A 17,450-nucleotide genomic window follows, 5' to 3' on the forward strand; every position below is an offset into this window, starting at 1 on the left:
CGATCAACGCCGCAGGCGCTGCACGATCTGGCCTGCCAATTGGTCGATTGCCTGCCCCTGTGCCGCAGCAATCGCGGCGGGGCTGTCGCTGGCCATTGGCACGCGGATATCGAACCGCTCCAGCAACTCACGGATACGCCCATCCGGTGAGGCAACTGCGTATTGCCCTGACATCTGGAACGTCTGGTCTGCCCGCGCCACGATCCTGTCGATCCGCACATCCAGACGCCCGGCGGGGAAATCTGACAACGGCCAGGGTTCCGCAGCAACCGAAGCGGTGGATTGCAGATCAAGGCTGCGCGCCAGTGCCGCTGTCACAGCCCGCGCCGAACCATCCGCCCATTCCGACCCCGACACAGGGCGCAAGGCACCGCTGGCATCCTGTTGCAGGATCTGCGTGCCCTCGGCATAGGCCGGCAGAACGACATCGCGCACTTCAAGGCTGGGCAAGCGCAGTGGGACTGCCGTCGCCGTAGGTGCGGGTTCCACCAGATAGCGCGCAGCGTTGTCACCACAGGCCGCAAGGGCAAGGGTCATGGCAAGGGTGATCGTGGGGGTCAGGGCCAAGCGGTTTTTCATGGTTAACGTCCGATCAAAAGAGAATTGGGATTGCGTTCGATGGCGCGCGCCAATTGCGTGACCGCGCGGGCTGTATCGCGGAACTCGCGCATCACCTGCATCGCTTCCGTGTTGAAATCCGACCGCGCCCCGTAAGAGGCGATCAGCGCGTCAGCCTGTCCGACCAACCGGTCCAGCCTTTGCGACAGGGCAGGCAGGCTTTCCATCGCCTGCGCGACAGAATCCGCAGCCGAACGGGCGGACGCCAGTGTCCGGTTCACATTCTCGACCGCATCGCCTTCGCGCAGCGTGGCCAGAACCTGTTGTACCTCGGTCAGGGCGCTGCTCAGGGCGGGGGGGAGATCGCGCATGCCGTCGGACCCGATCAGGCTGTCCGCGCTGTTCAGGACGCGCGTTGCGGCAGCGGCAAGCTCCTCTACCTCGACACCGCTGGCCCGATCCACGAGGGCGCGCAGATCCTCGACCAGCGCCGGGAATTCTGCCGAGGCTGTCGCTGTATTCGCAGCAACAGTATCAACGCTTTCTACCACTTCCAGCAAACGATCCATCGCCTCGCGCAGACGCAATTCGGCGATGACACCGCGCAATTCTGCCAACCCGCTACGCAACTCTCCGGGCAGGGCCTGTGCATCCTCGCCCCCGACAAGGCCACGGATATCCTCGATCAGGGCCAGCGCCGCATCGGGGGCCGCGCGTGTACCTTCGGAAGACACCACCAACTCGATCGAGGCCATCACGCGAATGGCCTGGTTCATCAACTCCTCCACCGGCAGAGAATTGATCCGTTCCAGCACGCCTTCGGCTGTCGCGGTGAAATCCGGCAGGTCCGACGGGATCGAGGGCAGAATGGCCATGCCGTTCTCGCGCCGCGCGATTTCGGCAGGCGCCACCTCGTCAGCGGATAGTTCCGCCAGTTCGATCACCAGCGCCGCGCTGAACAGGCTTGACGTTGCAAGCCGCGCACGCAGGCCCTGTGCCACGGCATCTTCGAGAAATTCCAGCAACCGGTCTTCCCCCGCCTCGGCGGGCAAGCCGATTGCTTGCGGGTCCAGTGCAACGGTGGTCAGCAACCTGACTTGGGGGCTGTCCGCATCTTCGGCCAGAACCGCGCCGATGGCGCGCACCTCGCCTACGCGCAACCCGCGATACTGCACGGCAGCGCCGACTTCCAACCCGTTCACCGAACCGTCGAATTCGATACTCATCTCGACCGCATTGGCCCCCACGCTGCGGAACAGGCTTTGCCGCGCCGAGGCTTCATCCGGAAACAGGTCGAAGACATAGCCGGGGTTCAAAGGCTCGCCGCCCGAGAAGACCGTATCAAAGGCGATCCCGCCGGTCACAAGGGCCGCAAGGTTGCCCACATTCAGCGATAGCCCGCTGGCCCCGAACGACACCGAAAAACCGGACGTATCCCAGAATCGCGTTGCCGTGGTCAGGCGCCGGTCATGCGGCGCCTCGATGAAGGCGTCAAAGACAACACTCTCGCCCGACAGGATCAGGCGCGGCTCCTCGATATGGCCGACCTCGATCCCGCGAAACAGGATCGGCGCACCCTCCGACACACGATTGGCCTCACGCGTGCGCATGGTGATGCGGGTGCCCTGCTGCCCGTCACGCACAAGCGGTCCTGAAGTTGAGCCTGTGAAACTGCGCGCTCCGGCACCCGGTTCAGGCTTGAACGACGCCTCGATATAGACCCCAGACAGCACGGTGGACAGACCCGTGATACCACGGGCGCTGACCTCGGGCTGCACAACCCAGAAGCGCGCGTCCTCTGGCAAGGTATCCGCGACATCCCTGTCAATCGCGGCCGTCACGACAACCTCGGTCAGATCGGGGCTGAAACTGACATCCTCGACCGCGCCGATCACCACGTCCCGGAACCTGATGGAGGTCTCGCCGGGCGTTACGCCTGCGGCATTCTCGAAAGTGATCTGCACGATCACTCCACGCGCCGCAAAGCTTTGCCACGCGATCCCGAGCGAGACGACAATGGCCACAACCGGCACCAGCCAGATCACAGACAGATTGCGCCAGAAAGACCGCTTGGGCGCATCAATCTGCATTTCGGCTGGGGTCTGCGTGCTCATGCGGCCTGTGTCTCCTCTGCGTCCCAGATCAGACGGGGATCAAAACTTTGCGCTGCCAGCATGGTGAAGGCAACCGATAACGAAAAACTCACAGCAGCAATGCCTGGATTGATAGTTGCCGCAAAATCCAGTTGCACAAGTGCCGACAGGATAGCCACTACGAAAACGTCGATCATCGACCAACGGCCAATAAACTCGACCACTTCAAACAGGCGCTGGCGACCATGCAACCCGCTGCCCCGCGTCATCCGCGATCCCGGACGCACAACCAGAGCAAGATAGCCGATGGCGACGAATTTGCCCACGGGTATCAGAACACTGGCCACAAAGACAATCAGCGCAACCCCGATCGAGCCGTATTCGACCAGTTCGATCACGCCGCCGATGATCGTGCTTTCGCTGGTATGTCCCAGGCTGGTTGTCAGCAACATGGGATAGATATTCGCGGGGATATAGACAACCATACCTGCGAAAAGCCACGCCCAGACCTTTTGCAGACTGCCCGGCATGCGGCTGTGCAGCACCACGCCGCAACGGGTGCAATGGGTTGTGCCCATCTCGTGCACCCGCCCGCAACTATGACATCCGACCAGGCCCGCCTGTCGTGCTGTCAGCGCAGGTTGGCTGTGCGCCTCGCTCATTTGCGCCGCTCTTCCAGTGTTTTCCACACCGTCAGACGGCACATGTAATTGTCGCTCAGAACGGTCACCAGAACCAGAACGGCAAAGGTCCAGAAGGCCGGACCGAAGGACAGTTTCGCCAGACCCGCAACCTTGACCAGCGCGACCGAGACACCGACGATAAAGATCTCGGCCATCGCCCAAGGCCTGAGAGCCTGCGCCACGCGGAAGGCCGCAACAGCGTGTTTGGCAGGATGCCAGCCCAGCGCCATGGGAGCCAGCGCATAGACAATCGTGCTCAACCGGATCACCGGCAGAACGATGATCAGCGCGGCCACCGCAAAAGTCAGCGGCAACATCATGCCTGTCGAAAAGGCCAGCACCGCGTCCAACAAGGACGAGCGGCGCACCATGCCACCGGCGCTGATCTCCAGAAACGGAAAGAAAACGGCCGCCACCATCAGCACCAGCGCGGTCGCAGCCAGCATCACGATCCGCGTCATCGCCCCCTCGCGCGGGGCCATCAGGATCGTGCCGCACCGATGGCAACGCGCATTCGCCCCTGCTGGCACGGGCATATCCCGCTGCAGAGCATCGCATGTCGGACAAGCAATCAGCCGGTCCGGATCAAGTCCGTCCGTCGGGGCAGTCCGGCTCATTGCAACCGTGGGTTCAGACACATCAACCATTGTCGCATTTTCTATGTCGCGCGCGACATATGCAACCCGCCGCTGACAAAAACGTGAGAAGTACACGGCAGATCGGCGGGCGCTTGCCATTTGCCTGAAGATGATCAAGGCTTTGCGGACTTTCGGCGCAGGTCGGCGCGTGCCGTCTCAGATCACGGAATATACCATGCTGACAATCGATCCTGAACGCTCCGCCCTGCTGATGATCGACTTCCAGACGCGGTTGATGCCTGCCATTGAAGACGGCGATCTGCGGATTGCCAATGCTGCACGCCTGCTGCGCGCTGCCGAGGTGCTGGGTATTCCGCGCCATGTGACCGAGCAAAATCCGCAAGGTCTTGGCTGCACGGTTGACGCACTAAAGATCGACGCAGATGAGGCGATGACCAAGATGAGCTTTGACAGCCTGCGCGATCCTGCGATCTCGGCGGCGTTGGACGGGGACGCGGCGCTGGTTGTGTGCGGATGCGAAACGCATGTCTGTGTGCTGCAAACCGCTCTGGGTCTGTTAGCACGCGGGCGCGAGGTCTATGTGGTCGCCGATGCCACCGGATCGCGCAGCGCGCAAAACCGCATGGCTGGGCTGGAAAGAATGCAACGCCACGGGGCCGAGATCGTGACCACCGAAATGGTTCTGTTCGAATGGCTGGGCAGTGCCACCCATCCGGCTTTCAAAAGTTTGCTTCCACTGATCCGGTAGTCTTGGCAGGTTGGCTATTCGGTAGAGCAGCAGAAGCGGCAGGCCACCACTTTCTCGATACACGGCAATGTGACGGAACGGATTGTGCGTTTGCGGCGTTATGGTCGATAACACTATCCGCTCCGGTCGCGCCGCGACTACAGGGTATCCCGCAGCCAGACTGAAAAGGCCAAGACATGACACGCAGAACTCTCAGAGCCACAACCGCCAGTATTCTGGTGATTTCCTTGATCCAGCCTTTTCCCGCAATGTCGCAAGTTCGTGCGCTGAATGTTAGCTCATCACAACAATCCGGCGAAGTGAACGGCGTTGAGCGCCTGCTTCTTGCGCAATCCGAAGCGCCGACCTGCTTTACTGACGGGCAGGTCGACACAGGGCGTTGTGATGTGGAGATGATGCGGGCCGAACTGGAATCTCTTCTGGAATTCGGTCTTGCCGATGCAGAAGTCCGCCCGCCCGAAGATGAATTGACAGCCGCGCTGAGCGCTGAGGAACGGATCGGCCTGTTGACAGCAGCTATTGCAGAGGCGGAACTCGAGGCTGCTCTGCAGGCAAATGATGCGGCGCAGGCCGAGGCGGAAGCGGCGGCGCAGGCCGAAGCGGAAGCGGCGGCGCAGGCCGAAGCGGAAGCAGAAGCAGAAGCAGAAGCACAAGCAGAAGCACAAGCCGCAGAGGCCGCAGCCGAGGAAGCCGCGCAAGCGGAGGCTGACGAGGCCGCGCGGATTGCCGCTGAGGCAGAGGCCGCCGAAGCGGTTGAAGTTGAGGCCGAAGCTGAGACGACATCGCAAGCAGAGCCGGATGCGGCCGCACAAGCCGAGGAAACTGCCCGTATTGCCGCGCAGGAAATTGCTAAAGCAGAATCAGAGGCTGAGGCTGAGGCTGAAACTGAGCAGGCCGCGGAAGTGGAAGCACAAGCACAAGCGGAAGCGGAAGCGGAAGCACAAGCGGAAGCGGAAGCACAAGCGGAAGCGGAAGCGGAAGTAGAGGCCGACACCGCCCAAGGCGAGGATGCAGCCAACGCCGAGGCCCTTGCCGATGTGGACGAAGCCGCCGCGAACGAGGCCGAAGCCTCGGCCCAGAAGGACGCGGAAATCATCGCCGAGCAGGAAGAGGCGCAATCCCTTGCGGCGGTCACCGCACAATCTGAAGACGGAAACGCCGAAGGCACAGCCGAGGCCGAAGCTGAAACTACGACCGAAGTGATCACCACCGAAGACACCCGCAGCAGCGATCAGGAATTCGAAACACGTGCCGCCGAGGTAGAGCGCAACGATGATCGCGGCCTCTCGACACTGGAAAAAGGCGGACTGCTGGCGCTTGGTGCGCTTGCGGTCGGGGCGCTGATCCAGAACAATCAACGGGTCGCCGCAACATCCGGTGACCGTGTGATTGTCGAGGACAATTCTGGCCGGTTTCAGGTTCTCAAGGATGACGACGCCTTGATCCGCCAGCCCGGATCGACCGTCGAGACGCGCCGGTTTGATGATGGCTCAACCACCAGCACGGTCACGCGCGACAATGGCACCCGCATTGTGACGATCCGCGATTCCTATGGCCGCGTTCTGCGCCGGTCGCTTTTCGATCAGGATGGCCGCGAGACTCTGTTGATCGACGACACAACAACGGTCGAGCCGGTCAACGTCACGACCCTGCCTCCGGCCACGCGGATGAATTTCCAAGGGACCGACCGCGATGCCCTGCGCGCCGCCCTGCGCGACCTTGAAGAGCGCGATCTGGGCCGGACATTCAGCTTGCGTCAGGTACGCGAGATCGTCGAGGTGCGGGAACTGGCCCCTCAGATCAGCATTGACGATGTCACCTTCCGTACCGGATCTGCGGCTATCGACCCCTCCGAGGCCGAGGGCCTGCGCGAGATCGGGCTGCTGATGCGCCAGATGATCCGCGACGATCCGCGCGAGGTGTTCCTTGTCGAAGGCTATACAGACGCGGTCGGCAGCGCCTCCTCGAACCTGCTGCTGTCCGACCGTCGGGCCGAAAGCGTGGCGCTCGCACTGACCGAGTATTTCGACGTGCCGCCGGAAAACATGGTGGTACAGGGCTTCGGGGAACGCTTCCTCAAGATCCGCACCTTGGACTCCGAGCGTCAGAACCGCCGGGTCGGTGTGCGCCGGATCACAACCCTGATCGCCCAGCGCTAATCAGCAATTGAACATCCCTGCCCATCGCAAAGGCGGGCCGGTCAGACCAGTCCGAAGGATTGCAGAAAACGGTCCACCGCGCGTTCAATCGCGCGGCTCGGATCTTCGGGCGTCGGCACCTGATAGATATGGCGGCGGATGCCGATATAGACGATCCCGCCATGAAGGTTCCAGATATCCTCCATCTCGGGCGACACCTCCTGTGGGGCCTCGGCGCGGATCTCTTCCAGAAGCGGCAGCAGAATCACCGTCCCCATATGTTTCAGGTAACGGCGGTTCAGTTCCGCCCCAGCCAAACCGGAGAACATGAAAATCCGCATCCATTCATACTCAAAGATCAGCTCGCTATACTCGCTGTAAAAGGTCAGCAAACGTTCGCGCAGCGGAACGCTGCGATCCGTCAGGCGGCGCGGCCAGTCCTCGGACAGACGGTCCAGATAGACATGGGCATAGACCGCCTCGATGATCTCGGCCTTGTTGGCGAAATAGTTGAACAGCAGCGATTGCGTGATCCCCAGGCGCTTGGCCAGATCACGCGTTTTACCATCCAGACCGACATCGGCAAAGAATGTGACCGCGCCCTCGACAATCTGACGGCGGCGTTCTTCGGGCGGCAGGCGCCTGCGTTCAACAGGTTCCGTGGCGACGGCAAGTGTAGGCGTTATCTGATCCATGCATCTTCCTTAATGCCAGAAGCCCAAAAAATACCACTTGCAAAATAATGCAATTAATAGATCATCCGATCAATAGGGTTGATCAAACGATCAACAAGCCTGGGGGAGCGGGCACCTGAAGGGAGGGTTTCGGATGAAGGCGATGGCGGGCGGCTATGCTCGGGCAACGGACGTGCAGCATGCATTGGATCTGCTGGCTGGCGCTGACGGGATGGGACGCGTTCTGGCTGGTGGACAAAGCCTGATTGCCGCCATGAACATGCGCCTGAGCACGGGTGACATGCTGGTCGATATCTCGCGAATCGCCGATTTGCGCGGTGTGACCGTGGAAGAAAACCGCTTGCGGATCGGCGCACTGACCCGCCATGCCGAAATCGAGACCGACCCGCTGATTGCTGAACACGCCCCCCTGCTGACGCAAGCAGCAGGGCATATTGCCCATGCCGCGATTCGCAATCGTGGCACCATCGGCGGTGCGCTGGCCCATGCCGATCCCGCAGCCGAGTTTCCCGCCTGCGTACTGGCATTGGGCGGCATGATCCATGTGCAAGGGCCGGATGGCACACGCGACATTCCAGCCGAAGATTTCTTCGTCGATGTCTTCGAGACCGCCCTTGAAGATGGCGTGATCCTGACCGCGATCACTCTGCCCTTGGCAGAGGCAAGTGAAAAACATCTTCTGCGCGAGACCGCACGGCGTTCCGGTGATTACGCGCTGGCGGGGTTGTGTCTGGTCAAACGCGCCGCCGGGCACCGCCTGTCCGCCTTCAGCGTCGGCCCCCGCCCCCTGCTGGCCTTAGCGGCAATGGAACGTCTGGATGCAGGCGATATCGTGGGGGCCGTCAGCGCCCTGCGCGCCGAGATTGACCCGACAGGCGATACACAAGCAAGCGCCGCCTATCGCCGGCACCTGGCCGGTGTGCTGCTGACCCGCGCCATGGCGGAAATAACAGGAGAACCCGCATGACCGAGGCATTTCGCGACCGGATCGACATTGCTCTGACCGTCAACGGAGAAGCAGTCGAGGCCCGTGTGCCTGCAAGCCGCCACATGATTGACTTTCTACGCCTTGATCTGGGGCTGACCGGCGCCCATTCCGGATGCGAACACGGCGTTTGCGGCGCATGCACAATCCATGTCGATGGCCAAGCCGTGCGCGGCTGTCTGATGCTTGCGGCACAGGCTGACGGGGCCGAGGTCTGGACGCTGGAAGGGCTGACCGAGTCCGGTGTGATCCGCGATCTGCAGGATGCCTTCGTGGCCCGCAATGCCCTGCAATGCGGCTATTGCACCCCCGGGATGCTGGCATCGGCCATGGACCTGCTGGAGCAGGGCGGCATCCCCGACCGCGCCACGATCCGCGAGCATCTGTCGGGCAACTACTGCCGCTGTACTGGCTACGAGGCGATCATTGACGCGGTGGAAGGCGTCGCAAAGGCCCGCGCGGGAAAGGAAACGGCATGACCATTTCTTTCGGCAATCCCGACCGCCCCAACAGCTATATCGGCAAGACCGTCCCGCGCCCGAACGCGCCACGTCTGGTGCAGGGGCGCGGCAAATACGTGGACGATATCGTGCTGCCGCGCATGGCGCATGTGGTCTTTGTCCGTAGCCCCTATGCCCATGCCGGTATCGGCTCCATCAATACGGTCGAGGCAATGGCAGTCAAAGGCGTGCTGCGTGTCTTTACCGGCGCTGATTTGGCCAAGGTCTGCACGCCTTGGGTCGCGGTTCTGGCGCATCTCAAAGGTCTGAAATCCCCGCCGCAACACGCGCTTGCCGTGGACCGCGCCTGCTGGGTCGGTGATCCTGTAGTCGCCGTGGTCGCCAACACCCGCGCCGCCGCCGAGGAAGCCGCAGCGCTGGTCGAGGTGGATTATACCCCCCTGCCCGCTGTCACGGATATGATGAGCGCGCTGGACACGGATACCCCTGTGCTGCATCCCGATATGGGTGACAATCTTGCCTTCCGTCGCCTGCACGAGGAAGGCGATGTCGACGCCGCATTCGCCAAAGCCCACAAGGTTGTCGAGGCGCGTTTCAAGACAGCGCGCCATACCGGTGTGACGCTGGAGCCGCGTTCGATCCTTGTTGACTGGAACCCCGCCGAGGCACAGATGACCGCGTGGCATGCGACCCAAGCCCCCCATATGATGCAGACGGTCCTTGCCAAACATCTGGACCTGCCCGAAGGCCGTGTGCGCGTGATCTGTGACGATGTGGGCGGGTCCTACGGGATCAAGGTGCATGTCTATCCGGACGAGGTCGCAACAGCGGCGATTGCCAAAATCATGGCGCGGCCCATCAAATTCGTGGCAGACCGTCTGGAAAGCTTCACGACCGATATCCATGCCCGCGACCACGAGATCGGTGGCAGGATTGCTGTCGACAAGGATGGCAAGATCCTCGCCATGGATATCGACGACTGGACCGCCATCGGTGCCTATTCCGTCTATCCCCGCACCTCGGCGATCGAGGGCAATCAGGTCGTGAACCTCTGCGGCGGACCCTATGATTTCGCGCATTACCGCGCGCAGACATCCGTGGTGTTCCAGAACAAGACGCCGACCTGCCAGTACCGCGCCGTGGGTCATCCCATCGCTGTAGCCGTGACCGAAGGTCTGGTCGATATGGCGGCAGCCGCGCTGGACATGGACCCTGTCGAGATCCGGCGGCGCAACATGTATGCCGATGACGCCTATCCCGTCACATCCCCCGCCAAGATGCGGTTCGAGGGGCTGTCGCATCACGCCAGCATGACCAAACTGCTGGAACTGATGGATTATGACGGGTTGCGCGCAGAACAGGCGGAACTCCGAAAGAAAGGCATCCATCGCGGCATCGGGATTGCCAGCTTCATCGAACTGACGAACCCTTCGCCCTTCATGTACGGCATCGGCGGCGCGCGGATCTCGGCGCAGGATGGTTGCACCGTACGGATGGACCCTGACGGCTCGATCGTGGCGCTGTCGGGTGTCACCGAACAGGGTCAGGGGACCGAGGCAATGCTGTCGCAGATCGTGGCAGAAGGTGTTGGCGTTTCGCCCGCGAAGGTCCGCGTGATCACGGGCGATACGCAGGTCACACCCTATGGCGGAGGCACATGGGCGTCGCGTGGCGCTGGCATCGGCGGCGAGGCGGCGTTGCAGTCGGCCATGGCGCTGAAAGCGTCGATCCTCGAAGTGGCAGGCTCCATGCTGCAAAGCCCTGTCGAGGCGCTGGATATCCGTGACGGACAGGTCGTGGACAGTGCAACTGGCGAGGCGCGTATGCCGCTCGAAGAACTGGGCCGCATCGTCTATTTCAGGGGCGACACCCTGCCCAAGGGCCTGCCACGCGAACTGGTGCAGACCCGGCATTTCATCACCTCGGATTACCCTTTTGCGTTCACCAACGGGGTGCAGGCCAGCTATCTTGAGGTGGATATCGGCACCGGCGAGGTCAAGCTGCTGAAACACTGGTGCGTCGAGGATTGCGGGCGCATCATCAACCCGCAGTTGGTGGATGAGCAGATCAGGGGCGGCATCGTGCAGGGTTTGGGCGGCGCGCTTTTCGAGGAAATCCACTATGACGAGGACGGCCAGTTGCTGAATGGCTCGATGGCAGACTACCTGGTGCCAATGGCCGCCGAAATGCCGGATATGGTCGTGGGCCATGTCGAAACCCCGACGATGGAAAGCGCGCTGGGTGCCAAGGGCGCGGGCGAGGCGGGCACCGCCGGTGCCCCCGCCGCCGTTATGAACGCGATCAACGATGCGCTGCGCCCGATAGGGGCGCAGGTCACTGCCATGCCCTTCACGCCGGAACGCATCCTGCGCGCGATGGGACAGATCGAAGACTGACGAAACCGCAACGCGCAGGGAGGCGCGTTGCAAAAGGGAGGAAGCAATATGAAATTCCAGACACTCACAACAGCCACCGCTCTGGCGGTTTTTGCCGGCGGTTGGGCCTCGGCCCAGCAATCGGTCACCGTGAATATCGGCTCGAGCCATCCAGAGGCGAATATCTGGGTCTATGCGATGAAAAACACCTTCCAGCCCGAGGTGGACCGTATCCTTGCAGAGGGCGGCGAATATCAGGTCAACTGGAACGAAGCCTATGGAGGCACGCTTTACAAGTTCACCGATACCCGCGAGGCGGTGATGGACGGAATCGTGGATGTCGGCATGGTAGGCACGGTCTGGGAAGGCTCGGATATGCCTTTGCAAAACGTGACCTATTTCACGCCCTTCGCCACACCCGACCACAAGATGATCATCGAGATTTTCGACGATCTCAGCGAAAGCCTGCCCGAATTGCGCGACAGTTGGTCGGAAAACAACATGGTGCACCTGTCCTCGCTGATCACCGACAGCTATGACATCTATGCCAACTTTCCGGTCAACAGCATGGCCGACCTGCAAAACCGCAAGCTGAACGCGCCGGGCACCTCGGCCAACTGGCTGCAGGGCACGGGAGCCACGCCTGTGGACGGTGCCCTGACCACCTATTACACCAATATCCAAACCGGCGTGACCGAGGGTGCGTTGTCTTTTGCATCGGGCATCCTGCCCACACGGGTTTACGAGGTTGCCCCGGAACTGACCCGCGTGGGTATCGGGTCGATGTATTTCGGCGGGATCGCGGCCAACCAGGACTTCTTTGATAGTCTGCCCGAACCGGTGCAGGCAGCCTTCCGCGAGGCAGCCAAAGCCACTTCGGTCGCCCACGGCGATTATGTGCAGCAACTTGCCGATCGCGCCATGGACGAGATGCAGGCCGCAGGGCTGAAGATCACCGAACTGCCTGCGGATCAGAAGGCGGCATGGGTTGAAAACCTGCCCAATATCGTCGAGCCTTGGCTGAACCAGACCGGCGAGGCGGGCAAGACCGTGCTCAAGGCCTATTTCGCGGCCCTGCGCGAGCGCGGTGCAGAACCGTTGCGCGCTTGGGACGAAGGTCTCTGATCCGTCAGTGACAGGATAACCCGCACCCGTCCGGAGCAGTCCGGGCGGGTGTTGCAGACAAAGGGGCACGTTGGCAGTTATGGCAGGGCAGGATCACAACGCGGCGGCTGCGGACAGTTTCGCCCCTGGCCCTGTGGGAACCGTATTATCCTTATCGGCCGCAGTCCTGTCGGGCATCGGCACTATCTGGATCGCGGCGCTGATGCTGTTGGTCGTGGCCGATGTGATCGGGCGCAATTTCCTGAACGCGCCCATCACCGGCGTGGCCGAGATCGCAGGCCGTTCAGTCGTGGCGATTGTCTTTCTGCAAGCCGCCCATGCGATCCTGCAAGGCCGGCTGACGCGCGCGGATTTCCTGATCCGCCGTATCCAGGGTAGGCTTCCGCTGGCCCGTGACGCGCTGGAGCTTTTCTTTGCCCTGACCGGCACGGTGGTCTTTGCCCTGATCGTCTGGGCCTCTTGGGGCAAGACGATGGGCAGTTGGACGTCGGGCGAATATTTCGGCGTGCAAGGCGTCTTCACCATCCCCACATTCCCCTTCCGCGCCATCACGATCATTGGCGCCACGCTGGCAAGCCTTGCTTGTCTCTACCGCGCGGCCCATATCCGCAACAGCCCCGAAAGCCCTGACGCATGACAACGCTTGCCATCGGATTCGCGCTGATCGTATTGTTGGTCGCGCTGGTGCTGCTGGGCATGCAGATCGCTTATGCCCTGTTCGGCGTGGCCTTCATCGGTATCTGGATCATCCGCGACAATATCGACCTTGGCTTCCGGATGCTGGAACTGACGGTCTATAGCGGCATTGCCGACTATCTGTTCGCCACGATCCCGCTTTTCGTATTGATGGGCCTGCTGGTCAGTGTCTCGAATGTGGGGCGCGATACATTCGAGGTGGCCGAGGAATTGCTGCGCCGGATGCTCTGTGGCCTGGGTGTCGCGACAGTGGCCGCCAACACGGTTTTCGCCGCGGTAACAGGGGTTTCCATCGCCTCGGCAGCTGTGTTCACTCAAGTTGCCGTGCCGGAGATGACGCGGCACGGCTATCGGCCCGCCTTTGCGGCGGGGACCGTTGCGGGCAGTTCGGTTCTGGGCATGATGATTCCGCCAAGCCTGCTACTGATCATCTATGGCGTGCTGGCTGAGGTATCCATCGGCGGCATGTTCATCGCAGGTATCGTGCCGGGGCTTCTGATGGCCTTGGGCTTTGTCGCCATGCTGATGTTAATGGCGCTATTCGTTCCGAAATTCGTCTTTGTCGATGTGACCGCCGCCCGCGCCAAGCGACTGGACAAGAACGGCCCCAAAATGCTGCCTGGCGTGATGCTGTCGAAACTTCTGCCCATTCTGGCGCTGGTTCTGCTGGTTCTTGGCGGGCTTTACAGCGGCTATTTCACCCCGACCGAGGCAGGCGGCGTTGGCGCTTTCGGCGCGCTGCTGATCGCGCTGGCGCGGCGCAGCCTGAACCGTCAGAAGATGTGGGAAGTGCTTAAACAGACGGGCACGATCTCGGTCTCGATCCTGCTGTTGCTGATCGCGGCCAGCTTCTATTCGCGGATGCTGTCCATCGCGGGCCTGCCCAGCGCCATTGCCGATCTGGTGCAGGCCGGCGGGTTCAGCCCGCTGGGCTTCCTGTTTCTTTATGCCGTGATCATCCTGCTGATGGGCATGATCCTTGACAGCACCTCGATCCTTTTGATCATGGTTCCGATTGCAGCACCCATCGCGCAAAGCCTTGGTATCGACCTGATGCAATTCGGGATCGTCACCGTCATCGCGGTCGAGATCGGATTGCTGACGCCGCCCTTCGGGATATCTGTTTTCACCGTGCACAACACGCTGAACCGCACCGATGTGCGGGTGGAACAGATCTTTGCGGCCACCCTGCCCTTCATCCTTGTGATGCTGGCAGTCCTTTTGCTGGTGGCCCTTGTGCCCACCACAGTGACCTTGTTTTTATAGGCGCAGCGCGCGCCGATTGCTTCTGTATTCCACCGCAAGACAACTATGCAGGCATGGCCGGATTACGTGCCTTGCCGCGATTGGGGAATTTGCAACTAGACCCGCGCGGACCTGCTCCTTACCATTTGATCAAAATACGAGCGACTTTGATTCGCCGGATCAGAAGGGACGCAGGGGGTTCGCATGACAATCCAAGCTGATTTGATCATAACCAATGGCCGCGTTCTGACGATGGATCGCAATAATCCCAGGGCCGAAGCCGTCGCGCTGGCCGGGGATCGCATTCTGGCCGTTGGCACTGTGGACCAGATCGCCGCCCTAGCCGGAGCGGACTGCCGGATCATCGACGCTAAAGGCGCCACCGTGCTGCCCGGCCTGATCGAAAGCCATCTGCATCTGTTCATGGGCGGCGCGGAACTGGCGCATCTGCAATTGCTGGGCGTGCGCGGGCCCGAGGCTTTGGGCCGCGCGATCCGCGACTACGCTGCGACCAATCCCGACTGTCCTGTGGTCATGGGGCAGGGTTGCGACTACGATATCTACGGCCGCGCGCTGACACGGCACGATCTGGATGCAATCCTGCCCGACCGTCCGGTTCTGCTACTGGCCGCAGACCATCACACCGGATGGGCCAATACAGCGGCGCTTGAGGCCGCAGGCATTTTGCAAGGTCGCACCCTGACACCCGGCAACGAGATTGTCATGGGCGATGACGGTCTGGCCACCGGCGAGTTGCGCGAGTTCGAGGCCAAAGCCCCTGTCATGCGCCTGTCGGGTGAGCACCGGATCACGGCGGGTATCGCCACGGGAGCCGAACCTGAACCTGCGCCTACGGCGGATGATCTGGCATCCGACTGCATCCCCATGGCGCGCGGGCTGGCACATTGCGCGCGGCACGGTCTGACCTCGCTGGTGAATATGGACGGCAATATCTATACATTGCGCGTTCTGGCGGCGCTGCGTGATCAGGGCAAACTGACGGCGCGCGTGCGTATTCCCTTCCACTACCGCAACCACCGCACCCCCGCCGATCTGGAGATTGCCAGCCGGATGAGCGCGGAATTCAACGATGACTGGTTAAGTTCGGGTTTCGTGAAATTCTTTATGGACGGTGTCGTGGATAGCGGCACCGCCGTAATGATCAACGACTACCCCGATACACCCGGCTGGCGCGGTGATCCCTTGCACAGCCCCGAAAGTTTCGCCGCCGCCGCGACCGAGGCAGACAGGCGCGGGTTGCAGATTGCTGTGCATGCCATCGGCGACGGGGCCGTCCGCCGCGTGATCGACGGCTATGCCGCCGCCCGCGCGGTCAATGGCCCGCGCGATGCGCGCCACCGGATCGAACATATCGAACTCATCGACCGCAGCGATATTCCCCGCATGGCCGATCTCGGCATCATCGCCTCGATCCAACCCTGCCATGTGCCGGGCGCGCTGGATTTCCCCATGCAGCCCACGCTGGACAAGATCGGCAAGGCGCGCTGGGATGACGCCTATCTGTGCCGCTCGTTGCACGAGGCGGGTGTGCCGCTGGTGTTTGCCTCGGACTGGCCTGTCGCGGATGCCAGCCCCTTGCGTGGCATTCAGGCCGCCTTGGACCGTCCCGTTTTCGACGGCGCCCGCGATGAACGCATTGATCTGCATGACATTCTGGCGGCCTATACAATCGGCGGGGCTTATGCCGAACATACCGAGGACCGCAAAGGCATGCTGCGTCAGGGCTATCTGGCGGATGTCGTGATCCTTGACGCCGATATCGAGACGACTCCCAAAGACCGGATCGGCAGCATGCGAGTCCAGAAAACGATCTGCGGCGGACAGATCGTCTGGGATGCGGAGGCCGAGGCCGCTTAAAGCTTGCTCATCACCCGTCCAGGGTGCCACGATACATCAACCAGACAGGCGGAGGCATCACAGTGTCAGAACCACAGCCGACACCGCAGCCCGAAATCGAGATCACCGGTCTGAGCAAGGTCTTCGGTCAGGGCTCTGCCGCATTCAAGGCGCTGACCGATATCGAGTTGAACATTCGCACGGCAGAGTTCTTCACACTGCTTGGTCCATCGGGTTGCGGCAAGACAACGTTGTTGCGAGTCATAGCAGGGTTCGAGCAGCCCAGCCAAGGCTCGGTCCGGATCAACGGTCAGGAAGTCGCGGGACTTGGCCCCAATGCGCGCCCGGTCAACACGGTTTTTCAAAGCTATGCGCTGTTTCCCCATATGACCGTCGCGCAGAATATCGGCTTTGGCCTCAAGATGCTGGGTCGTCCGGCGGATGAGGTCGCGGCCACCACGGCGGATATGCTGAAACTGGTGCAGATGGAAGCGATGGCAGATCGCAAACCATCGGAAATCTCGGGCGGACAGCAACAGCGCGTGGCCCTGGCCCGCGCTTTGGCCCCGCAACCGCGCGTTCTGCTGCTCGACGAGCCGTTATCGGCGCTGGACCTGAAATTGCGCAAGGAAATGCAGACAGAGTTGAAGCGCCTGCAAACCGAGACAGGCATCACCTTTGTCTTTGTGACCCATGATCAGGAAGAAGCGCTGACCATGTCGGACCGCATCGCGGTAATGTCGGGCGGTCGTATCCTGCAACTCGGCTCGCCCTCCGAGATCTACAACAGCCCTTCGGAACGCTTCGTGGCCGATTTCATCGGGGATACCAACTTCCTCAAGGTCAAGGTAGTGGAGGCTCTGACCGAAACGGTCAATGTCCGCCTTCCGGGGGGCGCGCTTCATTCCGCCCGCCTGCCTGACGGGTTGCGCCCAGCTGCGGGCGACGATGTGTCGGTCGTAGTCAGACCAGAACAGGCGACGCTAGGCGACGGGGCCAAGGCACATCTGACAGGCACAGTTACCAACAGCGTGTTTTTCGGCACGGATACCCACATACATGTAAATCTGGAGGATGGCACCCCCTTTACCCTGCGCCGCCAGAACGCGGGCAATACCGCACCGCCTGCCCCCGGCACAATGGTCGGACTGACCCTTGCCGATGGCGCGCTTCAGGTCATTCGGGAGTAGGC

Annotated in this window: 15 protein-coding genes; 10 read left to right on the plus strand and 5 right to left on the minus strand. The window is 61.7% G+C overall.

Features of this window, described 5'->3' with window-relative positions; translation table 11 throughout:
- Positions 1 to 3: 3 nt before the first annotated feature.
- The 4 genes from K7H22_RS06385 to K7H22_RS06400 are packed head-to-tail and all read right to left on the minus strand — an operon-like array spanning position 4 to position 3,981.
- Complete coding sequence (locus tag K7H22_RS06385; RefSeq protein WP_230799896.1) at positions 4 to 579, minus strand: PqiC family protein; 576 nt, start codon at positions 577 to 579, stop codon at positions 4 to 6.
- 2 nt (positions 580 to 581) lie between these two features.
- A complete protein-coding gene (locus tag K7H22_RS06390; RefSeq protein ID WP_230799897.1) occupies positions 582 to 2,672 on the minus strand; it encodes an intermembrane transport protein PqiB in 2,091 nt (696 codons plus the stop codon).
- Positions 2,669 to 3,313: a paraquat-inducible protein A gene (locus tag K7H22_RS06395; RefSeq protein WP_230799898.1), complete on the minus strand. Its 645-nt coding sequence runs from the start codon at positions 3,311 to 3,313 to the stop codon at positions 2,669 to 2,671. Before K7H22_RS06395 ends, K7H22_RS06390 begins: the two co-directional genes overlap by 4 nt.
- On the minus strand, positions 3,310 to 3,981 hold the full coding sequence (locus tag K7H22_RS06400) for a paraquat-inducible protein A (protein ID WP_230799899.1): 672 nt from the start codon (positions 3,979 to 3,981) through the stop codon (positions 3,310 to 3,312). Before K7H22_RS06400 ends, K7H22_RS06395 begins: the two co-directional genes overlap by 4 nt.
- A gap of 166 nt (positions 3,982 to 4,147) precedes the next feature.
- Here K7H22_RS06400 and K7H22_RS06405 point away from each other — a divergent pair, with 166 nt between their 5' ends.
- The gene (locus K7H22_RS06405; RefSeq protein WP_230799900.1) at positions 4,148 to 4,681 is read left to right on the plus strand and encodes an isochorismatase family protein; all 534 of its coding nucleotides are present in this window, start codon (positions 4,148 to 4,150) and stop codon (positions 4,679 to 4,681) included.
- Between the two features lie 176 nt (positions 4,682 to 4,857).
- Positions 4,858 to 6,840, plus strand: coding sequence for an OmpA family protein (locus tag K7H22_RS06410; RefSeq protein WP_230799901.1), 1,983 nt, complete (start codon positions 4,858 to 4,860; stop codon positions 6,838 to 6,840).
- Between the two features lie 41 nt (positions 6,841 to 6,881).
- Here K7H22_RS06410 and K7H22_RS06415 read toward each other — a convergent pair whose 3' ends face one another.
- Entirely contained in the window at positions 6,882 to 7,514 is a 633-nt protein-coding gene (locus tag K7H22_RS06415; RefSeq protein WP_230799902.1) for a TetR/AcrR family transcriptional regulator, read from the minus strand.
- Between the two features lie 133 nt (positions 7,515 to 7,647).
- Here K7H22_RS06415 and K7H22_RS06420 point away from each other — a divergent pair, with 133 nt between their 5' ends.
- From K7H22_RS06420 to K7H22_RS06455, 8 genes are all read left to right on the plus strand, one after another.
- Positions 7,648 to 8,481, plus strand: coding sequence for an FAD binding domain-containing protein (locus K7H22_RS06420; protein WP_230799903.1), 834 nt, complete (start codon positions 7,648 to 7,650; stop codon positions 8,479 to 8,481).
- Complete coding sequence (locus tag K7H22_RS06425; protein ID WP_230799904.1) at positions 8,478 to 8,978, plus strand: (2Fe-2S)-binding protein; 501 nt, start codon at positions 8,478 to 8,480, stop codon at positions 8,976 to 8,978. The genes K7H22_RS06420 and K7H22_RS06425 overlap by 4 nt, the downstream gene beginning before the upstream one ends.
- Positions 8,975 to 11,356 carry a xanthine dehydrogenase family protein molybdopterin-binding subunit gene (locus K7H22_RS06430; RefSeq protein ID WP_230799905.1) on the plus strand — a complete coding sequence of 794 codons (2,382 nt, stop codon included), beginning with the start codon at positions 8,975 to 8,977 and terminating at the stop codon, positions 11,354 to 11,356. Before K7H22_RS06425 ends, K7H22_RS06430 begins: the two co-directional genes overlap by 4 nt.
- A gap of 48 nt (positions 11,357 to 11,404) precedes the next feature.
- Positions 11,405 to 12,460, plus strand: a complete 1,056-nt coding sequence (locus K7H22_RS06435) for a C4-dicarboxylate TRAP transporter substrate-binding protein (protein ID WP_230799906.1) — start codon at positions 11,405 to 11,407, stop codon at positions 12,458 to 12,460.
- A gap of 79 nt (positions 12,461 to 12,539) precedes the next feature.
- Positions 12,540 to 13,097, plus strand: coding sequence for a TRAP transporter small permease subunit (locus K7H22_RS06440; protein ID WP_230799978.1), 558 nt, complete (start codon positions 12,540 to 12,542; stop codon positions 13,095 to 13,097).
- A complete protein-coding gene (locus K7H22_RS06445; RefSeq protein WP_230799907.1) occupies positions 13,094 to 14,422 on the plus strand; it encodes a TRAP transporter large permease in 1,329 nt (442 codons plus the stop codon). The genes K7H22_RS06440 and K7H22_RS06445 overlap by 4 nt, the downstream gene beginning before the upstream one ends.
- Positions 14,423 to 14,605: 183 nt before the next feature.
- Positions 14,606 to 16,279, plus strand: a complete 1,674-nt coding sequence (locus tag K7H22_RS06450; protein ID WP_230799908.1) for an amidohydrolase — start codon at positions 14,606 to 14,608, stop codon at positions 16,277 to 16,279.
- Positions 16,280 to 16,341: 62 nt separating this feature from the next.
- Positions 16,342 to 17,448, plus strand: a complete 1,107-nt coding sequence (locus K7H22_RS06455; protein ID WP_230799909.1) for an ABC transporter ATP-binding protein — start codon at positions 16,342 to 16,344, stop codon at positions 17,446 to 17,448.
- The last annotated feature ends 2 nt before the right edge of the window (positions 17,449 to 17,450 follow it).

Source organism: Seohaeicola saemankumensis, from assembly GCF_021021435.1.
Lineage (GTDB): Bacteria > Pseudomonadota > Alphaproteobacteria > Rhodobacterales > Rhodobacteraceae > Seohaeicola.

Excerpts from the sequence above, each read along its gene's own strand:
- K7H22_RS06385 (WP_230799896.1), bottom strand. The coding sequence starts at position 579 with ATGAAAAACCGCTTGGCCCTGACCCCCACGATCACCCTTGCCATGACC.
- K7H22_RS06390 (WP_230799897.1), bottom strand. The coding sequence starts at position 2,672 with ATGAGCACGCAGACCCCAGCCGAAATGCAGATTGATGCGCCCAAGCGG.
- K7H22_RS06395 (WP_230799898.1), bottom strand. The coding sequence starts at position 3,313 with ATGAGCGAGGCGCACAGCCAACCTGCGCTGACAGCACGACAGGCGGGC.
- K7H22_RS06400 (WP_230799899.1), bottom strand. The coding sequence starts at position 3,981 with ATGGTTGATGTGTCTGAACCCACGGTTGCAATGAGCCGGACTGCCCCG.
- K7H22_RS06405 (WP_230799900.1), top strand. The coding sequence starts at position 4,148 with ATGCTGACAATCGATCCTGAACGCTCCGCCCTGCTGATGATCGACTTC.
- K7H22_RS06410 (WP_230799901.1), top strand. The coding sequence starts at position 4,858 with ATGACACGCAGAACTCTCAGAGCCACAACCGCCAGTATTCTGGTGATT.
- K7H22_RS06415 (WP_230799902.1), bottom strand. The coding sequence starts at position 7,514 with ATGGATCAGATAACGCCTACACTTGCCGTCGCCACGGAACCTGTTGAA.
- K7H22_RS06420 (WP_230799903.1), top strand. The coding sequence starts at position 7,648 with ATGAAGGCGATGGCGGGCGGCTATGCTCGGGCAACGGACGTGCAGCAT.
- K7H22_RS06425 (WP_230799904.1), top strand. The coding sequence starts at position 8,478 with ATGACCGAGGCATTTCGCGACCGGATCGACATTGCTCTGACCGTCAAC.
- K7H22_RS06430 (WP_230799905.1), top strand. The coding sequence starts at position 8,975 with ATGACCATTTCTTTCGGCAATCCCGACCGCCCCAACAGCTATATCGGC.
- K7H22_RS06435 (WP_230799906.1), top strand. The coding sequence starts at position 11,405 with ATGAAATTCCAGACACTCACAACAGCCACCGCTCTGGCGGTTTTTGCC.
- K7H22_RS06440 (WP_230799978.1), top strand. The coding sequence starts at position 12,540 with ATGGCAGGGCAGGATCACAACGCGGCGGCTGCGGACAGTTTCGCCCCT.
- K7H22_RS06445 (WP_230799907.1), top strand. The coding sequence starts at position 13,094 with ATGACAACGCTTGCCATCGGATTCGCGCTGATCGTATTGTTGGTCGCG.
- K7H22_RS06450 (WP_230799908.1), top strand. The coding sequence starts at position 14,606 with ATGACAATCCAAGCTGATTTGATCATAACCAATGGCCGCGTTCTGACG.